12 protein-coding genes are annotated in these 18,057 nt (G+C 66.6%); 7 read left to right on the top strand and 5 right to left on the bottom strand.

Going from position 1 to position 18,057, the window contains the following annotated elements; translation table 11 throughout:
* Positions 1-58: 58 nt before the first annotated feature.
* Positions 59-1,303, bottom strand: coding sequence for an AarF/ABC1/UbiB kinase family protein (locus tag NFG57_RS07950; protein ID WP_108132716.1), 1,245 nt, complete (start codon positions 1,301-1,303; stop codon positions 59-61).
* Positions 1,304-1,509: 206 nt separating this feature from the next.
* Between NFG57_RS07950 and NFG57_RS07945 the strand changes: the two genes are divergently transcribed.
* The 7 genes from NFG57_RS07945 to NFG57_RS07915 all read left to right on the top strand — a co-directional run bounded on the left by NFG57_RS07945 (position 1,510) and on the right by NFG57_RS07915 (position 10,598).
* A complete protein-coding gene (locus NFG57_RS07945; protein ID WP_348815834.1) occupies positions 1,510-3,444 on the top strand; it encodes a DNA topoisomerase III in 1,935 nt (644 codons plus the stop codon).
* Entirely contained in the window at positions 3,441-4,454 is a 1,014-nt protein-coding gene (locus NFG57_RS07940) for a 2-dehydropantoate 2-reductase (RefSeq protein WP_108132714.1), read from the top strand. The genes NFG57_RS07945 and NFG57_RS07940 overlap by 4 nt, the downstream gene beginning before the upstream one ends.
* Before the next feature lie 374 nt (positions 4,455-4,828).
* A complete protein-coding gene (locus NFG57_RS07935) occupies positions 4,829-5,488 on the top strand; it encodes a hypothetical protein (protein WP_348815832.1) in 660 nt (219 codons plus the stop codon).
* Positions 5,489-5,822: 334 nt separating this feature from the next.
* Positions 5,823-7,076, top strand: coding sequence for a M20 family metallo-hydrolase (locus NFG57_RS07930; RefSeq protein ID WP_222569360.1), 1,254 nt, complete (start codon positions 5,823-5,825; stop codon positions 7,074-7,076).
* 136 nt (positions 7,077-7,212) lie between these two features.
* Positions 7,213-7,413, top strand: a complete 201-nt coding sequence (locus NFG57_RS07925) for a hypothetical protein (protein ID WP_045993193.1) — start codon at positions 7,213-7,215, stop codon at positions 7,411-7,413.
* Positions 7,410-9,002 (top strand): sodium:solute symporter family protein, encoded by a 1,593-nt coding sequence (locus NFG57_RS07920; protein WP_045993192.1) that lies wholly within the window; start codon positions 7,410-7,412, stop codon positions 9,000-9,002. Before NFG57_RS07925 ends, NFG57_RS07920 begins: the two co-directional genes overlap by 4 nt.
* 120 nt (positions 9,003-9,122) lie before the next feature.
* Positions 9,123-10,598, top strand: a complete 1,476-nt coding sequence (locus NFG57_RS07915; protein WP_348815831.1) for a sigma 54-interacting transcriptional regulator — start codon at positions 9,123-9,125, stop codon at positions 10,596-10,598.
* Between the two features lie 127 nt (positions 10,599-10,725).
* On the opposite strand, the gene ppc is transcribed toward NFG57_RS07915, so the two are convergent.
* The 4 genes from ppc to NFG57_RS07895 form a co-directional block, all read right to left on the bottom strand.
* On the bottom strand, positions 10,726-13,374 hold the full coding sequence (ppc, locus tag NFG57_RS07910) for a phosphoenolpyruvate carboxylase (RefSeq protein WP_124804386.1): 2,649 nt from the start codon (positions 13,372-13,374) through the stop codon (positions 10,726-10,728).
* Between the two features lie 80 nt (positions 13,375-13,454).
* Positions 13,455-14,354 (bottom strand): nucleoside triphosphate pyrophosphohydrolase, encoded by a 900-nt coding sequence (mazG, locus tag NFG57_RS07905; protein ID WP_348815830.1) that lies wholly within the window; start codon positions 14,352-14,354, stop codon positions 13,455-13,457.
* A complete protein-coding gene (relA, locus tag NFG57_RS07900; protein WP_108132708.1) occupies positions 14,351-16,609 on the bottom strand; it encodes a GTP diphosphokinase in 2,259 nt (752 codons plus the stop codon). Before relA ends, mazG begins: the two co-directional genes overlap by 4 nt.
* The gene (locus NFG57_RS07895) at positions 16,602-18,056 is read right to left on the bottom strand and encodes a TRAM domain-containing protein (RefSeq protein WP_108132707.1); all 1,455 of its coding nucleotides are present in this window, start codon (positions 18,054-18,056) and stop codon (positions 16,602-16,604) included. Before NFG57_RS07895 ends, relA begins: the two co-directional genes overlap by 8 nt.
* Between the last annotated feature and the right edge of the window lies 1 nt (position 18,057).

The following is an 18,057-nucleotide window of genomic DNA, read 5'->3' as shown; positions in this document are numbered from 1 at the left end:
CCGAAATTGAAAACGGCACAGTCTAACAGTGCATGCACCGGCTGGGCAGACCCGCGCCTCAGACGGCGTAGGCATCCAGCAACTGTGCACTCCGTGAATGCATGTCCAGGCGCCCCTCGAGCCGCACCAGGTTCCAGTAATGACCATTGAGCGTACGCGCCAGCAACAGCATGCCGGCAGGGGGCTGCAGGCGGTCCAGCGCGCCCCACACCCGGGGGCTCAGCTCGCGCAGACGCCGATGCACCCGTACATCGCCGAAGTCCTGCTCACCGGGCGCGAACAGCGGCGACACCGCTTCCGCGGATTCGCGATACAGCGCCAGCGGCGCGCCCTCTCCCTGTCGACCGCCGAGCCCGCGCACGGCCTCATCCATGGCCATGGGGTCGCCGTCCAGGGTTGCCCCAAGTAGCGCCACCAGACCGGCCAGCCGCTCCCGGGGGACCGCGATCACGGCGCCCAGGTCATACACCACCAGCCGGCCCTGTTCATCGACGGCAAAATTGCCGGCGTGGGGATCGGCGTGCAGTTCATGGTGGGTGAACAGCTCCTCGGTGATCCAGTCCGCCAGGGTGCGCGACACCCGCTGACGAAGGGTATCGTCGGCACCTTCGAGGTCACGCAGGGGCGTCCCCGGCAGATACTCCATCGCCAGCACCCTTGGACCACTGAGCTCCTTCACGGGCTGCGGCATCACCAGGTCGGGGTGATCGGCATAGCGCCGCCGGTAGCGCTCCAGTGCGTCCGCTTCGGCGCGATAGTCGAGCTCGCGCCGCAGTCCATCGGCGAGTTCGTCGAATAGAGCATCGAGGCGTGCCTGGGACACCTTGAGCCAGCGACCCAGTCGCAGCAGCCTTCTGACCTGCACCAGGTCCTGTTCCAGCACCCGATCGAGCCCCGGGTACTGCACCTTGAGCACCAGGGTACGACCGTCCCGGGTCCGGGCCCGATGCACCTGTCCCATGGAGGCGCTGGCAAAGGGCTCGGGCTCGATCTCGTCGAACAGGGCATCGAGGTCGCCGAGCTCTGCCTCAAGCGCCACCTTGATCTCGGCCCAGGGCGCCGGAGCAGCATCCTTCTGTAGCCGGGCAAGCTCTTCGGCCAGGGCCGGGGGCAGCAGGTCATCCCACTGGGACATGACCTGAGCGATCTTCATCGCCGGCCCCTTGAGCTCGGAGAGGCCTTCAAACAGCGACTCGCCGAGCGCCTGCCAATCGGCCTTGCCGCCGATTCTCGAGCGCAGCAGGGTCGATCCGGTACGAGCGGACAACCCGAGCATCCGGCGTGTCCGGCCTGACTGACGCATGCTGCCTCCTGCCCGTACGGGCGCCCTGCAAGATGCTGGCAACGCTGGCCTCACCGGGAGGATAGCGCGTCACAAGACGGTCACCTTACCCGCATCTGCACACAAAAATGATATAGGACTTGTACACTTTTCACTCCATGGTACACCTGGCATCTCATCACACATACTGGAAGAATATCCAGACGATTCACCCGCACCGGTGCGCTATGCGATTGATCATTGCGGAAAAACCGAGCCTGGCTCGCTCCATCGCCGAGGCGCTGCCCGGGGCAGCACAGAAAAAAGACGGCTACCTGTCCGTCGGCGACACCGAGGTCACCTGGTGCCTCGGCCACCTGCTGGAGCAGGCGCCGCCGGATGCCTACGACCCGGCCTTCAAGCCCTGGCGACGCGACCACCTGCCCATCGTGCCCGGTCAGTGGAAGCTGGTGCCCAGGCCCAAGGCCCGCGGTCAGCTGTCGGTGATTCGTGCGCGCCTGAAACAGGCACGCCAACTGGTGCACGCCGGCGACCCCGACCGCGAGGGCCAGCTGCTGGTCCAGGAGGTGATCGAGCACCTGGGCTGGAAGGGGCCCGTCCAGCGTCTGCTGATCAACGACCTCAACCGGCCTGCGGTGGCTCGAGCACTCGGGCGGATCGAGGACAATGCCAGGTATTACCCGCTCTACCGCGCCGCCCAGACCCGCGCCCGCGCCGACTGGCTGTACGGCATCAACCTGACCCGCGCCTGGACCCTGATCGGCCGCCAGGCGGGCCACGATGGCGTGCTGTCGGTGGGGCGCGTGCAGACGCCGGTGCTCGGCCTGGTGGTGCGCCGCGATGAGGAGATCCGTCATTTCACGCCCTACCCCTTCTATGTGCTGTGGGCTCACCTGCGCGTCGGCGCCGGCACCTTGAAGGCCTGGTGGGTCCCCGGCGAGTCCCATCGCCTGGACGAGCGCGGTCGGGTGCTCGACGCCGCTCCTGCTCAGACGCTGGCAGAGCGCCTGCCGGGTGCTGAAGGCCAGGTGAGCAGCGTGGACTCCCGTCGTCGTCGCCAGCCGCCGCCCTTGCCTTACTCTCTGTCGGCGCTGCAGGTCGATGCGGCACGCCGCCACGGGCTCTCGGCCAAGGCGGTGCTGGACATCTGCCAGCGCCTTTACGAGCGCCATCAGTTGATCACCTATCCGCGCTCGGACTGTCGCTACCTGCCGCGTGAACACCTGGCGAGCCTGCCGGGCCAACTGGCCAGCGCCTGTCGCGATGACACCACCCTGTCCGGTTGGCTGGCCAACGCCGACATGGGGCTTCGCTCACGCGCCTTCGACGACGCCAAGGTCGGCGCCCACCACGCTCTTGCCCCCACCGGCAAGCCCTTCGTTGCCGAGCGCCTGTCGCGTCAGGAAGCCGACGTCTACCGTCTGATCTCGCGCAACGTGCTGGCCCAGTTCTATCCGGCGCTGGAAACCCAGGAGGTGAAGGCCGAGTTCCGCCTGCTGGACGAGCGCTTCCAGGCCTCCGGCCAGACGCTGCTGGTGCCCGGCTGGAAGCCCCTGTTCACCACCCGTGACGAGCCACCGCCGTTGCCGGCGCTGGTCGAGGGCGAGGCCTGTCAGGCACTGGAGGCCCAGGTCGAACAGCGCGAGACGCGCCCACCGGAGCCGTTTACCGATGCCAGCCTGATCAAGGCCATGATGAATATCGCCCGCTACGTGGAGGACCCCGAGGTACGCCGCACCCTCAGGGAAACCGACGGCCTGGGTACCGAGGCCACCCGTGCCGGCATCATCGAGACGCTGCTGGAGCGCGGCTATCTGGTGCGCAAGGCCAAGGCGCTGCGCGCCACACGCCTGGGGGTGGGTCTGATCCACTCGCTGCCCGAAGCGGTCAGCCGCCCGGAGCGCACCGCCCTGTGGGAACAGCGGCTGGAAGGCATCGCCGAAGCCCAGGCCGAACCGGAACCCTTCGTCGCCCAGCTGGTCGAGGACCTTCGCACGCTGGTGGGCAGCGCCGACAGTCAGCGGCTGAGTGCCGCCCTCGGCGCCGCCCAGGGCGAGTCGCCGGAAGCCGGCCCCGCCAGCAAGCGAGGCCGCCGCACCAACTCGCCACGCCGCAGCGCCGGGCGTAAACGCCGCCCCTCCCGTAAAGGCAGCACCACATGACCACACTGATCATCGGTCCCGGCGCCATCGGCCGCCTACTGGCCTGTCGGCTTGCCGCTGGCGGCCAGAGCGTGCGCCTGCTGGGGCGACGACCGCTGCCGACGATCCAGACCCTGACCTCACCGGATGGCACGACCCAGCGCCTTGAACTGGCCACCACCACCGAGCCACGCCTTGCCTGCGTCGATGTCGACCAGGTCATGCTGACCACCAAGGCCTACGCCGCCAGGGCAGCCTTCGCTGCGGTGGCCGACCATCTGCCTGCCGCCACACCGCTGGTGCTGTGGCAGAACGGGCTGCGCGTGCAGCGACCCTTGACCGATACCTGGAGCGGGCCGGTGCTGTGCGCCTCCACCACCGAGGGCGCCTTTATCAGGGCGGACGACAGCGTCGTCCACGCCGGCCAGGGTCAGACCGTCATCGGTCATCTCGACGGCGGCCTCGACGGCCATCCAGGCGAAGGCCACGGCCCCCATACCCAACCCCTCCGGACTGACGCTCTCCAGACCCAAGCCCACCAGACCCAAGCCCTGGCCAGTTCGCTGGCCACCACCCTGAGCGCCGCCGGCCTGGCCACCGAGGCGGTGGACGATATCGCCACCCGGCTGTGGCACAAGCTGGCGGTGAACGCCGCCATCAACCCCCTGGTGGCACGCTACCGACTACGCAATGGCGAGCTGCGCGGGCATCCTTACCGCGACATGGTCGACGCCACCGTCGACGAGGTGGCGCAGATACTGGCGGCACTGGAGATTCCCGCTCCCGCCATCGACGTTCCCTCCAGCGACGTGCCCTCCAGCGACGTCAACGATGGCAACCGCGCCTGGCGCGCCCTGGTCTGGCAGGTCATCGAGCGGACCGCCGCCAACCGTGCCTCGATGCTGCAGGATATCGAGGCAGGCAGGCCCACCGAACACGACGCCATCCTCGGCCCGCTGCGCGAGGCCGCCACACGCCTGGGCCTCCCTTGCCCCCAGCTCGACGCGCATTGGCGCTTTCTGAATGCCTGAAACGAGCAAACCCAGGCTGGCGGTACACAAAAGCGATTGCTATTTTAACGGTTGGCAGTGATTCGACTCCCACCTGAATATCGACTCGAATCACCTTGCCGGGCCGGCCCTCGAACAAGTCCGTGTCCCCGCATACGGTCTTGCCCTTGTGAGCCATGTTCACTACGAGCTGCGTTCACACTGCGCCGTGTTCTCAATCAGCCTCGTTCAAAACTCGGTCAAAATGAGCCGCGTCAAGATTGAGAGCCAAGGTGAGAGCTGAGGTTGCTGAGATTTAAGTTGGCTGAGTCTAGAATTGAGAGCCGAGCCCTTGAATAAAACCGAAGCATGATCGATCAGGTGCCACCCGCGGAGGCTATTCCGCCAGGACAACCATGATGACTGCTTGTCGCTTGCCCTCTCTCCCCGCTCGACGCCCCACGTCGCACACCTTGCTGGCGGGCCTGCTTGCGGCACTGACCCTTGTCGCCTTCTCGGCCCCTGTCCTGGCGAGCGAAGACGCTGCCGACCCGCTGGCCGACAATGACGCTTCCCACTCGGCCACCCCGGCCTTCTCCGGCATGGGCCAGGAAATCGTCAGGCTCGACAGCGGCGTCCTGGTGCAGGGCGACAAGGTCCACACTCCCGACGGCTACACCTCCGGCTTCCGCCTGACCGCCGGCATGGCGCCACAGCAGGAAACCGGCTGGGACCTGGGGGCCGAGCTGCGCTATCGACAAAGCGATGACGTCCCCATGTCTTCCAGCGACAGCCAGCATGTCCAGGACGTGACCAGCCTGGGGGGTAGCCTGGTCGCCGGCTTCCGTGTCGGCCACTTCGGCGTCTACGGCAAGACCGGCATGGCCCAGTGGGTCAGCGATCCGGTCACCGGTCGCAACACCTTCGATTCCACCAGTGGCTCCACCCGGGTCCAGGGTCTCGGGGCCCGCTGGATGACCCGCAGCTGGATCGGCCAGGTCGAGTTCGAGGAGGTCAATGACCCCGAGCTTGAGCATCTGAATATGATTACGGCCTCGTTCCACCTCCCTTTCTAGGGCTCGTCTGAAAAGTGCCTGCGCTCGGTAATACGGCGTTAAAAATCGGCTGGTGCGCCAGCCCGGTCAACATGCTCATTTACACCACGTAAACTGCGCTGTCTCACCGATTTTTGCCTTGTCTAACCTTCGCTCGTCGACTTTTCGGACTGAGCCTAACACCGCCGGCAAACCGAGTCGGAATCGACTCGATCGCGTTACACGCAGTGACTTTTGACGTCCCCTTGCGCCACACCTCATCTTTATTCTGCTGTTTTAAAAGATTTTTTCTCAATACGGCATGGGAATAGCTTTGTGGTTTGGCATAACACCAAATCACAAGGAATCTCCTGCCATGTCATCGACACCCCACCGTTCCATCGATATCGACGCCAACCGCCTGTGGGACAGCCTGATGCAGATGGCCGAGGTCGGCCCTTCCCCCAACGGCGGCAGCCGCCGCCTTGCCATGACCCCTGAAGACGCCGATGGGCGCCGCCTGCTGCTGGACTGGGTCGAGGCGCTGGGCTGCACCTGGCAGCGTGACAAGGCCGGCAACCTGTTTATCCGGCGTGCCGGACGCGAGGACCACCTGCCCCCGGTGTCCATGGGTAGCCACCTGGACACCCAGCCGCTGGGCGGACGCTTCGACGGCGTGCTGGGGGTACTGGCTGGCCTGGAGGTGCTGCGCAGCCTGCACGACAACGCCATCACCACCCGCCGGCCGTTGTCATTGATCGTCTGGACCAACGAGGAAGGCAGCCGCTTCGCCCCGGCCATGGGCGGCAGCGGCGTCTGGACCGGCCGCCTCGATGAGGCGACCTTCTTCGGCGCCAGCGACAGCAAGGGCGTCACCCTGGGCGAGGCCATCGCGGCCTGCGGCGAGGCCGGCGATCTGCCCCTGGGCGAACCCGAACTCGACGCCTACTTCGAGCTGCACATCGAGCAGGGCCCGGTGCTCGAGGAACAGGGCCATCCCCTCGGCATCGTCACCGGGGTCCAGGGCATCCGCTGGTACGACCTGAGTCTGCGCGGTCAGTCGGCCCACGCAGGCCCCACGCCGATGAGCTATCGCCGTGATCCATTGCTCGCCGCCACCGCCATGATCCAGCGCATGCGCGAGGTGGTCATGGCGGATCCTGACGGCGCTGCGCGCCTGACCGTGGGCGACTTCCAGGTGGTCGAGCCCTCGCGCAACGTGGTCCCCGGCGAGGTCCGTCTGCTGCTGGACCTGCGCCACGTCAGCGACGAACGCCTCGATGCACTGGATGCCGAACTGGAACGTCTGGCCAGGGACGCCGCCGACGTCGAGGGCGTGGAGCTGACGTTCGAGCGCCGCTGGCATTCTCCGGTCACCCCCTTCGACGACGCCCTGATCGACTCCCTGCGCGAGGCCGTCAAGGCGCGCGAGCTCGATGCCCCCTGCATGATGAGCGGTGCCGGGCACGACGCCGTGCACCTGTCCCACGTCACCCCCACGGTGATGATCTTCGTGCCCTGCCGCGACGGCATCAGCCACAACGAGGCCGAATACGCCGAGCCTGAGCACTGCGCGCTGGGCACCCAACTGCTGTGCGACGCGGTGCTGGCACGCGCCGAGCGCGACTGAGATCGCCATCAGCGCCCTGAACAACCCAGAATGAATCGATTTCGATTCATCGAGTCGAAATAGCATCAAAGGCCCTTTGCCCGATCAGCCGACTCGTTCCCCGGACGCTCAGGCCATTCACAACAAGAGATACCTTATGGACATCAACTCCCATGTGCTGCTGCTGTTTGCCAACGCCTTTCTGACCACCGCCCTGTCGGTTGTCATCGTTGGCGTCATCCTGCTGCGCGAATACCGGCCGACCATTCGTCGCCTGAAGGACGAGGCGGCGGCTTCGTCTTCAGCCGACACCACCAACCACAACAAGACTTCATCTGACCTGAGAGACCTGTCATGACCCTGGCCATCTTCGCCATCGTACTGACCGCCTACGTGGCGGTGGCGGCCCTGCTCGCACGCCGTATCAAGAACAAGGACGACTTCTACGTCATGGGTGAGCAGGGCTCGACGTTGCTGATCGTCGGAACCCTGGCCGCCACCTTCCTCAGCGCCGTGACCCTGATGGGGATCGCCGGCATCTCCTACAGCGAAGGCCCGCTGGTGATCGCGGCGCTGGGCTCCTTCGGCGCCTGGGTCGGGACCCTGATCGCGGTGGTGTTCATCGGTCGCAAGCTGAAGGCGCTGAACTGCCGCACCATGATGGACTTCTTCGACTACCGCTTTAACAACAAGTGGGTCAGCGTGGTCGCACTGATCCTGATGGTGATCGGCCTGCTCGGCTACGGCATCATCCAGCTGATCGGCGCCGGCCTGGTGCTGGCCGAGATCATCGATATCCCCTTCCCGGTGATCATCGTCGCCTTCACCCTGGCGCTGCTGGCGTTCTGCTCGCTGTCCGGCATGTACGGGGTGGTCTACACCGACACCATGATGTTCTTCACCATGCTGGCCATCGCCTTCGTCATCGCACCAATGTTGATCGGCGACGCCGGTTTCGAGGCGATGAAGGGCCTCGGCGAGACCCTGCCCGGCTTCTGGACCGTGGGGGGCGCCAACGACCGCCCGCTGGGCTGGTCGATCTCCCAGTTCCTGGTGTGGATCCTGTTCTTTGCCTGCACCCCGGCGCTGGTGTCCCGCGTCTTTCCGGCCAAGAACGACTTCGTCATCCTCAAGGTGGCGGTGATCGGCGTGTTCTTCGCCCCGGCCATGCAGCTGCTGGTGTTTCTGGCGGCCAGCGCCATGCAGGTGATCCAGCCCGGCATCGAGCCCACCGACCGCGCCATGATCGTCGGCTTCATGGAGCACACCAACCCGACCCTGGCCGGTATCGGTCTGGCCGGCCTGATGGCGTCGATCATGTCCACCGCCTCGACACTGTTCGTGCTGACCGGCTTCGCCCTGGCCCGCGACCTCTACGAGAAGTTGTTCGACCGTGAGGTCAGCGAACGCAAGGGCGTGGTACTCGGCCGCATCTCCCAGGCGGTGGTAGCGCTGGTAGTGTGCGCCGTGGCGATCTCGCGCCCGGCGGGCATCTACTGGATCTCGATCTACGCCGGCGCGATCTTTGCCGTGGCCTGGCTGCCGACCATCGTCGCCGCCATGCACTGGCGTCGGATGAACGCCAACGCCGCGCTGGCCTGCATGCTGGTGGGCTCGATCACCTTCATCGTGGTGGGCGAACTCGAGCGCCACGGCCTGGTCAGCCTGCCGCTGCATATCGACAACCTGCAGGTGGCCATCCTGCTCGGCACCCTGGCGCTGATCGCGGTGGGACTGAAGAGCCAGCCTTCCGAGTACGAGCTCAAGGTATTCGACGACATTCGTGCAAGGCGACTGTCCGACACCACCATCCGCGACATCCTGGCCCGCCCCGATGGCGCCCGCGAGCTGGTGCGCGAATACCGCCAGGTGTGGGGCATCATGGTGCTGTTCGTGATCATCGCAGGCGCCCTGTGGGGCTACCTGTTCAGCAAACTGGGGACCTGAGCGCACCGTCACCGCTGCTGTCACTGATCCACCAGGCCGGCGCCGTGAGGCGCCGGCCTGGCTTTACTAACACGCGCTCCCGGCACACCATTGACGTTCTGGACCCTGCCTGGAGCCTCGATGAACCACGGCCCCCTCATGCCCCGACAGCTACTGGCCATCCTCAACGCCCTCGAGGACGGCATCTTCATCACCGACCTCAAGGGACGCCCGCTGTGGGTCAACCAGGCGAGCCTGTCGCAGCTCGATGCCAGCGCGGAACACCTCTACCAGAGCGACGTCTACCGGCTCGAGGAGGAAGGTGTGTTCTCGCCCTCGGTCACCCGCTTCGTGATCGAGGAGCGGCGACCGGTCAGCGTGGTCCACCGTTATCGCGGCAAGGACTACCTGGTCAACGGCAGCCTGTTTCACCTGGGCGGCGACCCTTCCGGTGAACCCGATGCGGTGCTGGTCCAGGCCCGCAACCTGGACCGCGACGTGCTGGCCTCGCGCTCGCCGGACACCACCCAGGCGCTGCTCGATCACGTCATGCATCAGCTCAAGCGCATCCGTCAGGAACAGGTAGCGACGGAGGCCAGCCCCGCCTCGTCCAGCCGCAGCCCACGCTATCGCCGGTGTCTGGAGCGCCTCGAGCGCGCCGCCGCCAGTGACACCACGGTGCTGCTCAGCGGCGAGACCGGCGTCGGCAAGAGCTGGCTGGTCAATCGCCTGCACCAGTTCAGCCCGCGCTCGGACAAGCCGCTGATTCACGTCAACTGCGCGGCGATCCCCGAGGCCCTATTGGAAGCCGAGCTGTTCGGCCACGAGAGCGGCGCCTTCACCGGCGCCCATCGCGACGGGCGGGTCGGCTACGTGGCCCTGGCCGAGGGCGGCACCCTGTTTCTCGACGAGATAGGCGAACTGCCGCTGACGCTTCAGCCCAAACTGCTGCAACTGCTGCAGGAACGTCAGTACCACCCGCTGGGCGGCAAGCCGCGCAAGGCCGAGGTACGCATCGTCGCCGCCACCAACGCCGACCTGGCCGCCCGGGTGCGGGATGGCAGCTTCCGCGCCGACCTGTACTACCGACTCAATATCGTGCCCATCGAGATCCCACCGCTGCGCGAGCGCGCCGAGGACATCCCCGGTCTGGCCAATCAGCTGCTGGCCAGGATATCCCGCCGCCACAAGCGCCGTATCACCCTGGAGCGCGACGCGCTGAGGGCGCTGACCCACCACTCCTGGCCTGGCAACGTGCGCGAACTGGAAAACCTGCTCGAGCGGCTCAGCGTGTTCTGTGAAGACGACACCATCGGCATCGACGATCTCGCCCTCGACCACCCGGAGCTTGTGCCCGCTAGCCTTGCCGACCGCGTTTCACTCAACAGCTCGCGCAAGAGCTCCTGGCAAGACGACGGCCAAAGCGACGGTGCTCTATCGCTGCCACTGGACGATTCCCGCCCCCTGCCCGAGCGCTTGGCCGAGATCGAACGCCAGGCCATCGATGACGCTCTGTCCCGCGCCGGCAGCACCCGCAAGGCAGCCCAGGACCTTGGCGTCAGCCAGTCCTGGTTGATGCGACGGCTCAAGCGCGATCGGTCGAGCTCGTCCGACTGAAACGTCGGCATCCACAACACATCCCGAAACGCCCGACCGACACACCCAACCGATACGCTCACCCAAGACGCCAGCGCCCGGCCATCTGGCCGGGCGCTGGGTGTTCAGGGTAACGCTCGCGGTCGCGTCAGCCGGTGTTGCGAAGGCCAGCGGCGATCCCCGCCATGGTCACCATCAGGGCGCGGGACAGGTCCGCGCTGATGGCGCCGTCGGCGTCGCGGTTACGCTGCAGCAGCTCGGCCTGCAGGCCATGCAGCGGGTCGATGTAGGGGTTGCGCACCTCGATGGCCTGGCGAATCAGCGGCGTCTTCTCGAGCAGCTCCTGCTGATCGAGGATCTTCAGAAGCTCCTCGTTGAGCCTGCCGAAACGCTCGCGCAGGCGGTTGCCCAGGGCCTCCAGGCTCGGCTCGTCCACCAGGCGATGCTCGTAGTAGGCGGCCAGTTCCACGTCGGCCTTGGCCAGCAGCATCTCGAGCATGTCCAGGTAGGTGCCGAAGAACGGCCACTGCTCGCGCATCTCCTGCAGCACCTCGAGTCCGCCGGGCTCGGCCAGGCGGGTGGCGAAGGCCTCACCGGTGCCGAGCCAGGCCGGCAGCATCAGTCGGATCTGGGTCCAGGCGAAGATCCAGGGGATCGCACGCAGGGTCTCGACGCCACCGTCCTGACGCCGCTTGGTCGGCCGTGAGCCCAGCGGCAGGCGGCCCAGTGCCCCTTCCGGTGTGACCGCACGGAAGTACGGCACGAAATCGGGGTCCTGGCGTACCACACCGACATAGGCACCGTGGGCGATCTCGGCCAGGCGGTCCATCTCGTCGCGCCAGGCCGGCTTGGGCTTGGGCGGCGGCAGCAGCGACGCCTCCAGCACCGCGCAGGCGTAGATCTCCATGGAGCGCAGGGCGATGTCGGGCTGGCCAAACTTGAAGCGGATCATCTCGCCCTGCTCGGTCACCCGGAGGCTGCCGTTCACCGAGCCTGGCGGCTGGGACAGGATGGCGGCGTGGGACGGACCGCCGCCACGGCCCACGGTGCCACCGCGGCCGTGGAACAGGGTCAGGTCGACACCGTGGCTTTCACAGACATCGACCAGCGCCTCCTGGGCGCGGTACTGGGCCCAGGCCGCCGCCAGCTGGCCGGCGTCCTTGGCCGAATCGGAGTAACCGATCATCACCTCCTGGCTGTCACCGGCGAACTGGCGGTAGCCGGGCAGCGCCAGCAGCCGATCGATGACGTCGCCGGCGCGATTGAGGTCGTCCAGGGTCTCGAACAGCGGTGCGATGGGCATGCCGACACGGCCCCCCACCTCCTTCATCAACAGTGCCACCGTGAGCACGTCCGAGGGCTGCGCGGCCATGGAGATGATGTAGGTGCCCAGCGCCTCGCCGTGCTCGGCGGCGACCACCTGGAAGGTATCCAGGGTCTCGCGGGTCTCGGCGGAGCACTCCCAGCGCCGCGGGATCAGCGGCCGGGTCGACTCGAGCTCCGCCAGCAGGAAGGCCTGGCGCTGCTCCTCGCTCCATTCGCGGTAGTTGCCCAGGCCCAGGTCGTGGGTCAGTTCTTCCATCACCAGGGCGTGGCGGCTGGCCTCCTGGCGCAGGTCGAGCTTGGTCAGGGTGACGCCGAATACCGCCACACGGCGCAGGGTATCGAGCAGCACACCGTTGGCGATGGTATCCAGGCCGACGTCGCACAGCGAACGGTAGCAGGCCAGCAGCGGCGCATAGAGCTGGTCCCGGGTCTCGATGATCGGCCCGCCGTCATAGCTCTTGCCGTCGAGTTCGGCCTTGGCCCAGTCGCGGGTGGCCTCGACCTTCGCCACCAGACGCTTGAGCAGCTCGCGATAGGGCTCGGCGACGTTGCCGACTTCGGCACGCAGGGCACTGTTGGTGCTCCACATGGACAATTCGATCTTGAGCTGCTCGAGATCACGCAGGTACAGGTCCGCCGCCATCCAGCGGCCCAGCAGCAGCACCTCCCGGGTGACCCGTGCGGTGACGTTGGGGTTGCCGTCGCGATCGCCACCCATCCAGGAAGCGAAACGTAGCGGCGCGGCGTCCAGCGGCAGACGCTCGCCGGCGCTTTCCAGCAGCAGGTTATCCAGGTCCCGGTGGAAGTCCGGCACCGCCTGCCACAGTGAATTCTCGATCACCGCAAAGCCCCACTTGGCCTCGTCCACCGGGGTCGGCCGGTCGTGGCGGATCTCGTCGGTGTGCCAGGCCTGACTGATCAACTCCTCGAGCCGCCCCTTGGCCCTGGCAGCCCGCTCGGGGTACTCGCTGGAGGACTCGATGGCGCTGAGGCAGTCATCGATGGCGTCGTACTTCTGGATCAGGGTGCGCCGGATGACCTCGGTGGGATGGGCGGTCAGCACCAGCTCGACGCGCATGTTGGCCAGCGTCTCGACCAGGGTGCGCGACGAGTGACCCTCGCGCCGGGCGCGCTCGAGCAGCTCACCCAGCACCGGCTGCATCCCCGGCTTGTAGTCCTCGACCCGACGAAAGCGGGCACGGTAGTGCTGCTCGGCGATGTTGGCCAGGTTGAGGAACTGATTGAACGCCCGGGTCACCGGCAGCAGGTCCTTCTCCGGCAGCCGGCGCAGGTACTCGATCAGCTCCTGCTGGCCGGCCTCTTCGCCCTGGCGGCCCCGCTTGGCCAGTCCGCGAATCGTCTCGATGCGTGACACGAACTCGGGTCCGAGATCATCGGCGATGGTGCGTCCCAGGCTGTCGCCGAGGATGCGGACGTTATCGCGCAAGGATTCGTGCAGATCGTGGCTCATGGGGTCTCCTTGGGTGTGGTGTCCAGCGGGTCCCGAGCGTGCGGCCCCGCCTTGTTATCGATAGGGTCTCGCCGGCCTCGTCAGTCCATGGTCGGATCGAACGGATCGAACGGATCGGACGGCTCGGCGCGTTCGGCACGCTTGGCCTGCTGCCAGTGCTCTTCCATGCGCTCCAGCGAGGCCCGGCCGAGCGGCGTGTCCTGGGCATCCAGGGACCGCTCCATATGGCGAAAGCGGCTCTCGAAGCGCTGATTGGTGCCTCTCAGGCAGGCTTCCGGGTCGACTCCCAGGGTGCGCGCCAGATTGACGGTGGCGAACAGCAGGTCGCCCACCTCGGTGGCGGCGTGGTCGCGATCCCCGGCCGACAGCGCCTCGCGAATCTCACCCAGCTCCTCTTCGAGCTTGTCGAGCACCCCGTCGGTGTCCGGCCAGTCGAAGCCCACCCGGGCCGCGCGCTTGGACAGCTTGGCGGCGCGACTAAGCGCCGGCAGGGTCCGCGGCACGTCATCCAGCGCCGAGACAGAAACCACCGCTTCGGCCTCGCCCTGCTGCGGGCCGCTGCGTCCTTCCCGTTCCTCGGCCTTGAGCGCCTCCCAGCGGGAGTGGACCTGACGGGTCTCGACCTCGGCGGCACTGACGCCCTGGCGGCGGGATTCAAGGGTGCCGTCGGGAAACACGTGGGGATGGCGACGCAGCATCTTGTCGGTCAGCGTGTGCACCACGTCATGGAAATCGAAACGCCCTTCCTCGCTGCCGAACTGGCTGTAGTAGACCACCTGGAACAACAGGTCGCCGAGCTCCCCCGGCAGCTCGTCGAAGGCGCGTCGCTCGATGGCGTCGGCGACCTCGTAGGCTTCCTCGAGGGTGTGGGGGACGATGGTGTCCCAGTGCTGCTTGACGTCCCAGGGGCAGCCCTGCTGGGGGTCCCGCAGCACCGCCATCAGGGTCAGCAGGTCATCGATGGAATAGCGCCGGCTCATGTGCGACGCCCTCCCTGACCGCGCTTGCGCTTGACCTCGATGATATTGGGCAACTGCTGGATGCGGGAGAACAGCCGGCCCAGGGTCTCCAGGCCGTCCACCTCGGCGGTGATCGAGATGCGCGCGATGCCGTCGTCGGTGTTGGTCAGGGTATTGACCGAGAGCACGTTGACCTTGTCCTGGCCGAGCACGGCGGTGACGTCACGCAGCAGGCCGGAGCGGTCCCAGGCCTGGATCTCGATATCCACCGGGTACTGGCTGCTGGAGCGCTCGCCCCACTCCACCTCGATCACCCGCTGGGGTTCGTCGACCCTAAGCTGCAGGATGTTGGGGCAGTCCTGGCGATGGATCGACACGCCACGGCCCTGGGTGATGAAGCCGACGATCGGCTCGCCGGGGACCGGATGACAGCAGTTGGCCATGTTGGTCTTGAGGTTGCCGACGCCCAGCACGGTGATCTCGCCGTCCGGGGTCTTGGCCGGCTTCTGACGCGGCTTGGCCAGCAACCGGTCGAGGTGCTCCTGCTCGTCGCTGTCGCCGAACAGCTGCTGGGCCTGGTGCAGCACCTGACCGATACGCAGGTCGCCGGCGCCAAGCGCGGCGTACATGTCGTCGGCATTGGCGTAGTTGACCTTCTGGGCCAGGGTGGCGAGGTCCATGTCGTGGACGTCGAGACGCTTCATCTCGCGCTCGAACAGCGCCTTGCCCTCTTCCAGGTTCTGGTCACGCGCCTGGTGCTTGAACCAGGACTGGATCTTGGCCCTGGCCCGGGAGGTGCGCACGAAACCCAGGTTGGGGTTGAGCCAGTCACGGCTCGGGGCGCTCTTGTTGGCGGTCAGGATCTCGACCTGCTGACCGGTCTTGAGCTTGTAGGTCAGCGGCACGATGCGACCGTTGACCTTGGCGCCGCGACAGCGGTGGCCCACCTCGGTGTGCACGCGGTAGGCGAAGTCGATGGGGGTGGCGACCCTGGGCAGGTCGATGACGTGACCGTCCGGGGTGAACACATAGATGCGATCCGGCGCCACGTCGCTGGTCAGGCCCTCGCGCAGGTCGCCGAATTCGCCGATCTCCTCGTGCCACTCGAGCACCTGACGCAACCAGGCGATCTTTTCCTCGTAGCTGTCGCTGCGGGCATTGGTATCGTGGCCCTTGTAGCGCCAGTGGGCGCAGACCCCAAGTTCGGCCTCTTCATGCATGGCGAAGGTGCGGATCTGGATTTCCAGCACCTTGTTCTCGGGGCCGATGACCGCCGTATGCAGGGACTGGTAGCCATTCTTCTTGGGGTTGGCGATGTAGTCGTCGAACTCGTCGGGCACGGTGTGCCAGCGCGAGTGGACGATGCCGAGCATGGTGTAGCAATCCTGCACCGTGGGCACCAGGATGCGCACCGCGCGTACGTCATGAACCTGGGAGAAGTCGATGCGCTTGCGCTTCATCTTTCGCCAGATAGAGAAGATGTGCTTGGCCCGACCGTCCACCTGGAACTGGTGGATGCCCTGGGCCGACATCAGCGACTTCAGGGTCTCCACCACCTCCTGGATGTAGCGATCACGATCCAGTCGCTTCTCGGCCAGCTGCCGGGCGACGGTCTTGTAGTCGTCCTCGTGGAGGTAGCGGAAGGACAGGTCCTCGAGCTCCCACTTGAGGTGGCCGATGCCCAGGCGGTGGGCCAGCGGGGCATAGATGTCGAACACTTCGCGGGCGACCCGCACCTGCTTCTCGCGCGGGGCATCGCGGACCTGGCGCAGGGCGCAGGTGCGCTCGGCGATCTTGATCAACGCCACCCTGACGTCGTCGATCATGTTGACCAGCATCTTGCGCAGGTTGTCCTGCTGATCCTGCTGCTGCAGGCCGGCAGTGGTGGCCTGGGTATTGCTGATCGCGGCCATCTGCAGCACGCCTTCGATCAGGCTCGCCACCTCGCGGCCGAAACGTTTGGCCACTTGCTCGGGCTTGATCAGGTTCTCACGCACCGCGCGATACAGCACGGCGGCTTCGATGGCGGTCTGATCCAGGCGCAGCTCACCGAGGATATCGGCCATCTCGAGGCCCATGCGAAAGCTCGAGCCGTCCTTCAACCAGGACTTGTGGGGCCGCTCGGAGGCCTGCTCCAGCGACTGCGCCAGCTGGCAGGCCTCGACCAGTTCATCAGCGTCGGCCAGCTTGACGTCGTCCTGCAGCCGCGCGACCCACTGATCGATATCGACCCGACCATCCGCGGTCAACGGCTGGTCTTCCCGCACTTTAACCATCTTTCCTGACTCCTTGGCGTGGCGACGGCCCCTGGCGTTCGAACAGTACCATCGACTCGAGGTGCGAGGTGTGCACGAACATGTCCGCCATGGCGACCCGTTGCAGACGATAACCTCCCTGCAACAAGTGTGCCGCATCGCGAGAAAGCGTGGCGGGATCACAGGCAATATACAAGACCCGGGACACCGTACTTTTGGCCAGTGCCCGGCACAGCGCCTCGGCCCCTTCCCTTGGTGGGTCCAGTACCACCACCTCGGCATCATGGGTACGCAACAGCCTCGCCACCTGCCCTTCGTCATGCAGGTTGCCCTGGAGGGCAGCGACGTCCAGATCCGCGCCCGCGGCGTTGTCGGCCAGGCGTGAGGTCATCTCCGGCGAGCCTTCCACCGCGCTCACCGCGTAGCCCGACGCCGCCAGCGGCAGGCTGAAATTGCCGATCCCGGCGAACAGATCCAGCAGGGGTTCATCGACCCGGCGAGGTGTCCCCAGCCAATCCAGCGCGGTCTCGATCATGCGCTGGTTGACCTGGGCGTTGGCCTGCAGGAAGTCGCTCGGTCCGACGCCGAGGCTGAGCGGGCCACGCGCCGACGGGACCGTCACCTGGAGTCCTCGGGGCGGGGTCACCAGCCACTCGAAGCGCACCTGTTCACGGCCTGCCAGCACGCCGACGGCGATGCCTCGCTCATCGGCCCATGCACGCCAGCGAGCCAGGTCCGCGGGTTGCTCGCGCAGTTGGCGGATCACCAGGGTCACCTGGCCGTCGCTGGCCAGCAGTTCCAGATGGCCGACCTGGCGTGGCGCCTCGAGGCTCGCCAGCTGCTGGTGCAACGGTGCCAGCAGCGACGACAGCTCCGGCACCAGAACGGTGCAGCTCTCCACCGATACCAGCCGGTGACTGCGCCTGGCGCGAAAGCCCAGATGGATGCCGCCGTCGGCATCGACCCTGACGCCCAGGCGCGCACGGCGGCGATAGGCGACGTCATCACTGGCCAGCACCTCGATGCGTTCGAGGTCGACCTCGACGCCCTGACGGGCCAGCAGCTCCGACAGTACGACGGCCTTGTGACGACGCTGGGCGTCGAGTTCCAGATGCTGCAGATCACAGCCGCCACAGCGCTCGATGTAGGGACAGGGCGGCGTCACCCGGGTCGGCGCGGCCTCGATCAGCTCACGCAGGTGGGCCTCGTCGTAGCGCTTGCGGGTGCGATGCACCGCCACCCTGACCCGCTCGCCGGGCAAGGCCCCCTCGACAAACAGGGTCTTGCCGGCGGGCGAACGGGCAATCCCGCGGCCATCGTGGGACAGCCCCTGAATCTCGAGCACGTCGGGCAGCTCATCGGACGTGTCGGTCTGGTAGGCCCGGCGAGTGTCCGACGGGCGCTTGTGAGCAAGCCCCGAGACACCGGAGCGCTGACGCGGCGGACGGCGTTTTCCCAGTCCAGCCACC

Origin of the sequence: Halomonas sp. H10-59 (genome assembly GCF_040070555.1) — a bacterium.
Lineage (GTDB): Bacteria > Pseudomonadota > Gammaproteobacteria > Pseudomonadales > Halomonadaceae > Halomonas > Halomonas litopenaei.
Note: the sequence above shows the minus strand (reverse complement) of the source record. Positions and strands in the feature narration are given on the sequence as shown.

Excerpts from the sequence above, each read along its gene's own strand:
- NFG57_RS07950 (WP_108132716.1), bottom strand. The coding sequence starts at position 1,303 with ATGCGTCAGTCAGGCCGGACACGCCGGATGCTCGGGTTGTCCGCTCGT.
- NFG57_RS07945 (WP_348815834.1), top strand. The coding sequence starts at position 1,510 with ATGCGATTGATCATTGCGGAAAAACCGAGCCTGGCTCGCTCCATCGCC.
- NFG57_RS07940 (WP_108132714.1), top strand. The coding sequence starts at position 3,441 with ATGACCACACTGATCATCGGTCCCGGCGCCATCGGCCGCCTACTGGCC.
- NFG57_RS07935 (WP_348815832.1), top strand. The coding sequence starts at position 4,829 with ATGATGACTGCTTGTCGCTTGCCCTCTCTCCCCGCTCGACGCCCCACG.
- NFG57_RS07930 (WP_222569360.1), top strand. The coding sequence starts at position 5,823 with ATGTCATCGACACCCCACCGTTCCATCGATATCGACGCCAACCGCCTG.
- NFG57_RS07925 (WP_045993193.1), top strand. The coding sequence starts at position 7,213 with ATGGACATCAACTCCCATGTGCTGCTGCTGTTTGCCAACGCCTTTCTG.
- NFG57_RS07920 (WP_045993192.1), top strand. The coding sequence starts at position 7,410 with ATGACCCTGGCCATCTTCGCCATCGTACTGACCGCCTACGTGGCGGTG.
- NFG57_RS07915 (WP_348815831.1), top strand. The coding sequence starts at position 9,123 with ATGAACCACGGCCCCCTCATGCCCCGACAGCTACTGGCCATCCTCAAC.
- ppc (WP_124804386.1), bottom strand. The coding sequence starts at position 13,374 with ATGAGCCACGATCTGCACGAATCCTTGCGCGATAACGTCCGCATCCTC.
- mazG (WP_348815830.1), bottom strand. The coding sequence starts at position 14,354 with ATGAGCCGGCGCTATTCCATCGATGACCTGCTGACCCTGATGGCGGTG.
- relA (WP_108132708.1), bottom strand. The coding sequence starts at position 16,609 with ATGGTTAAAGTGCGGGAAGACCAGCCGTTGACCGCGGATGGTCGGGTC.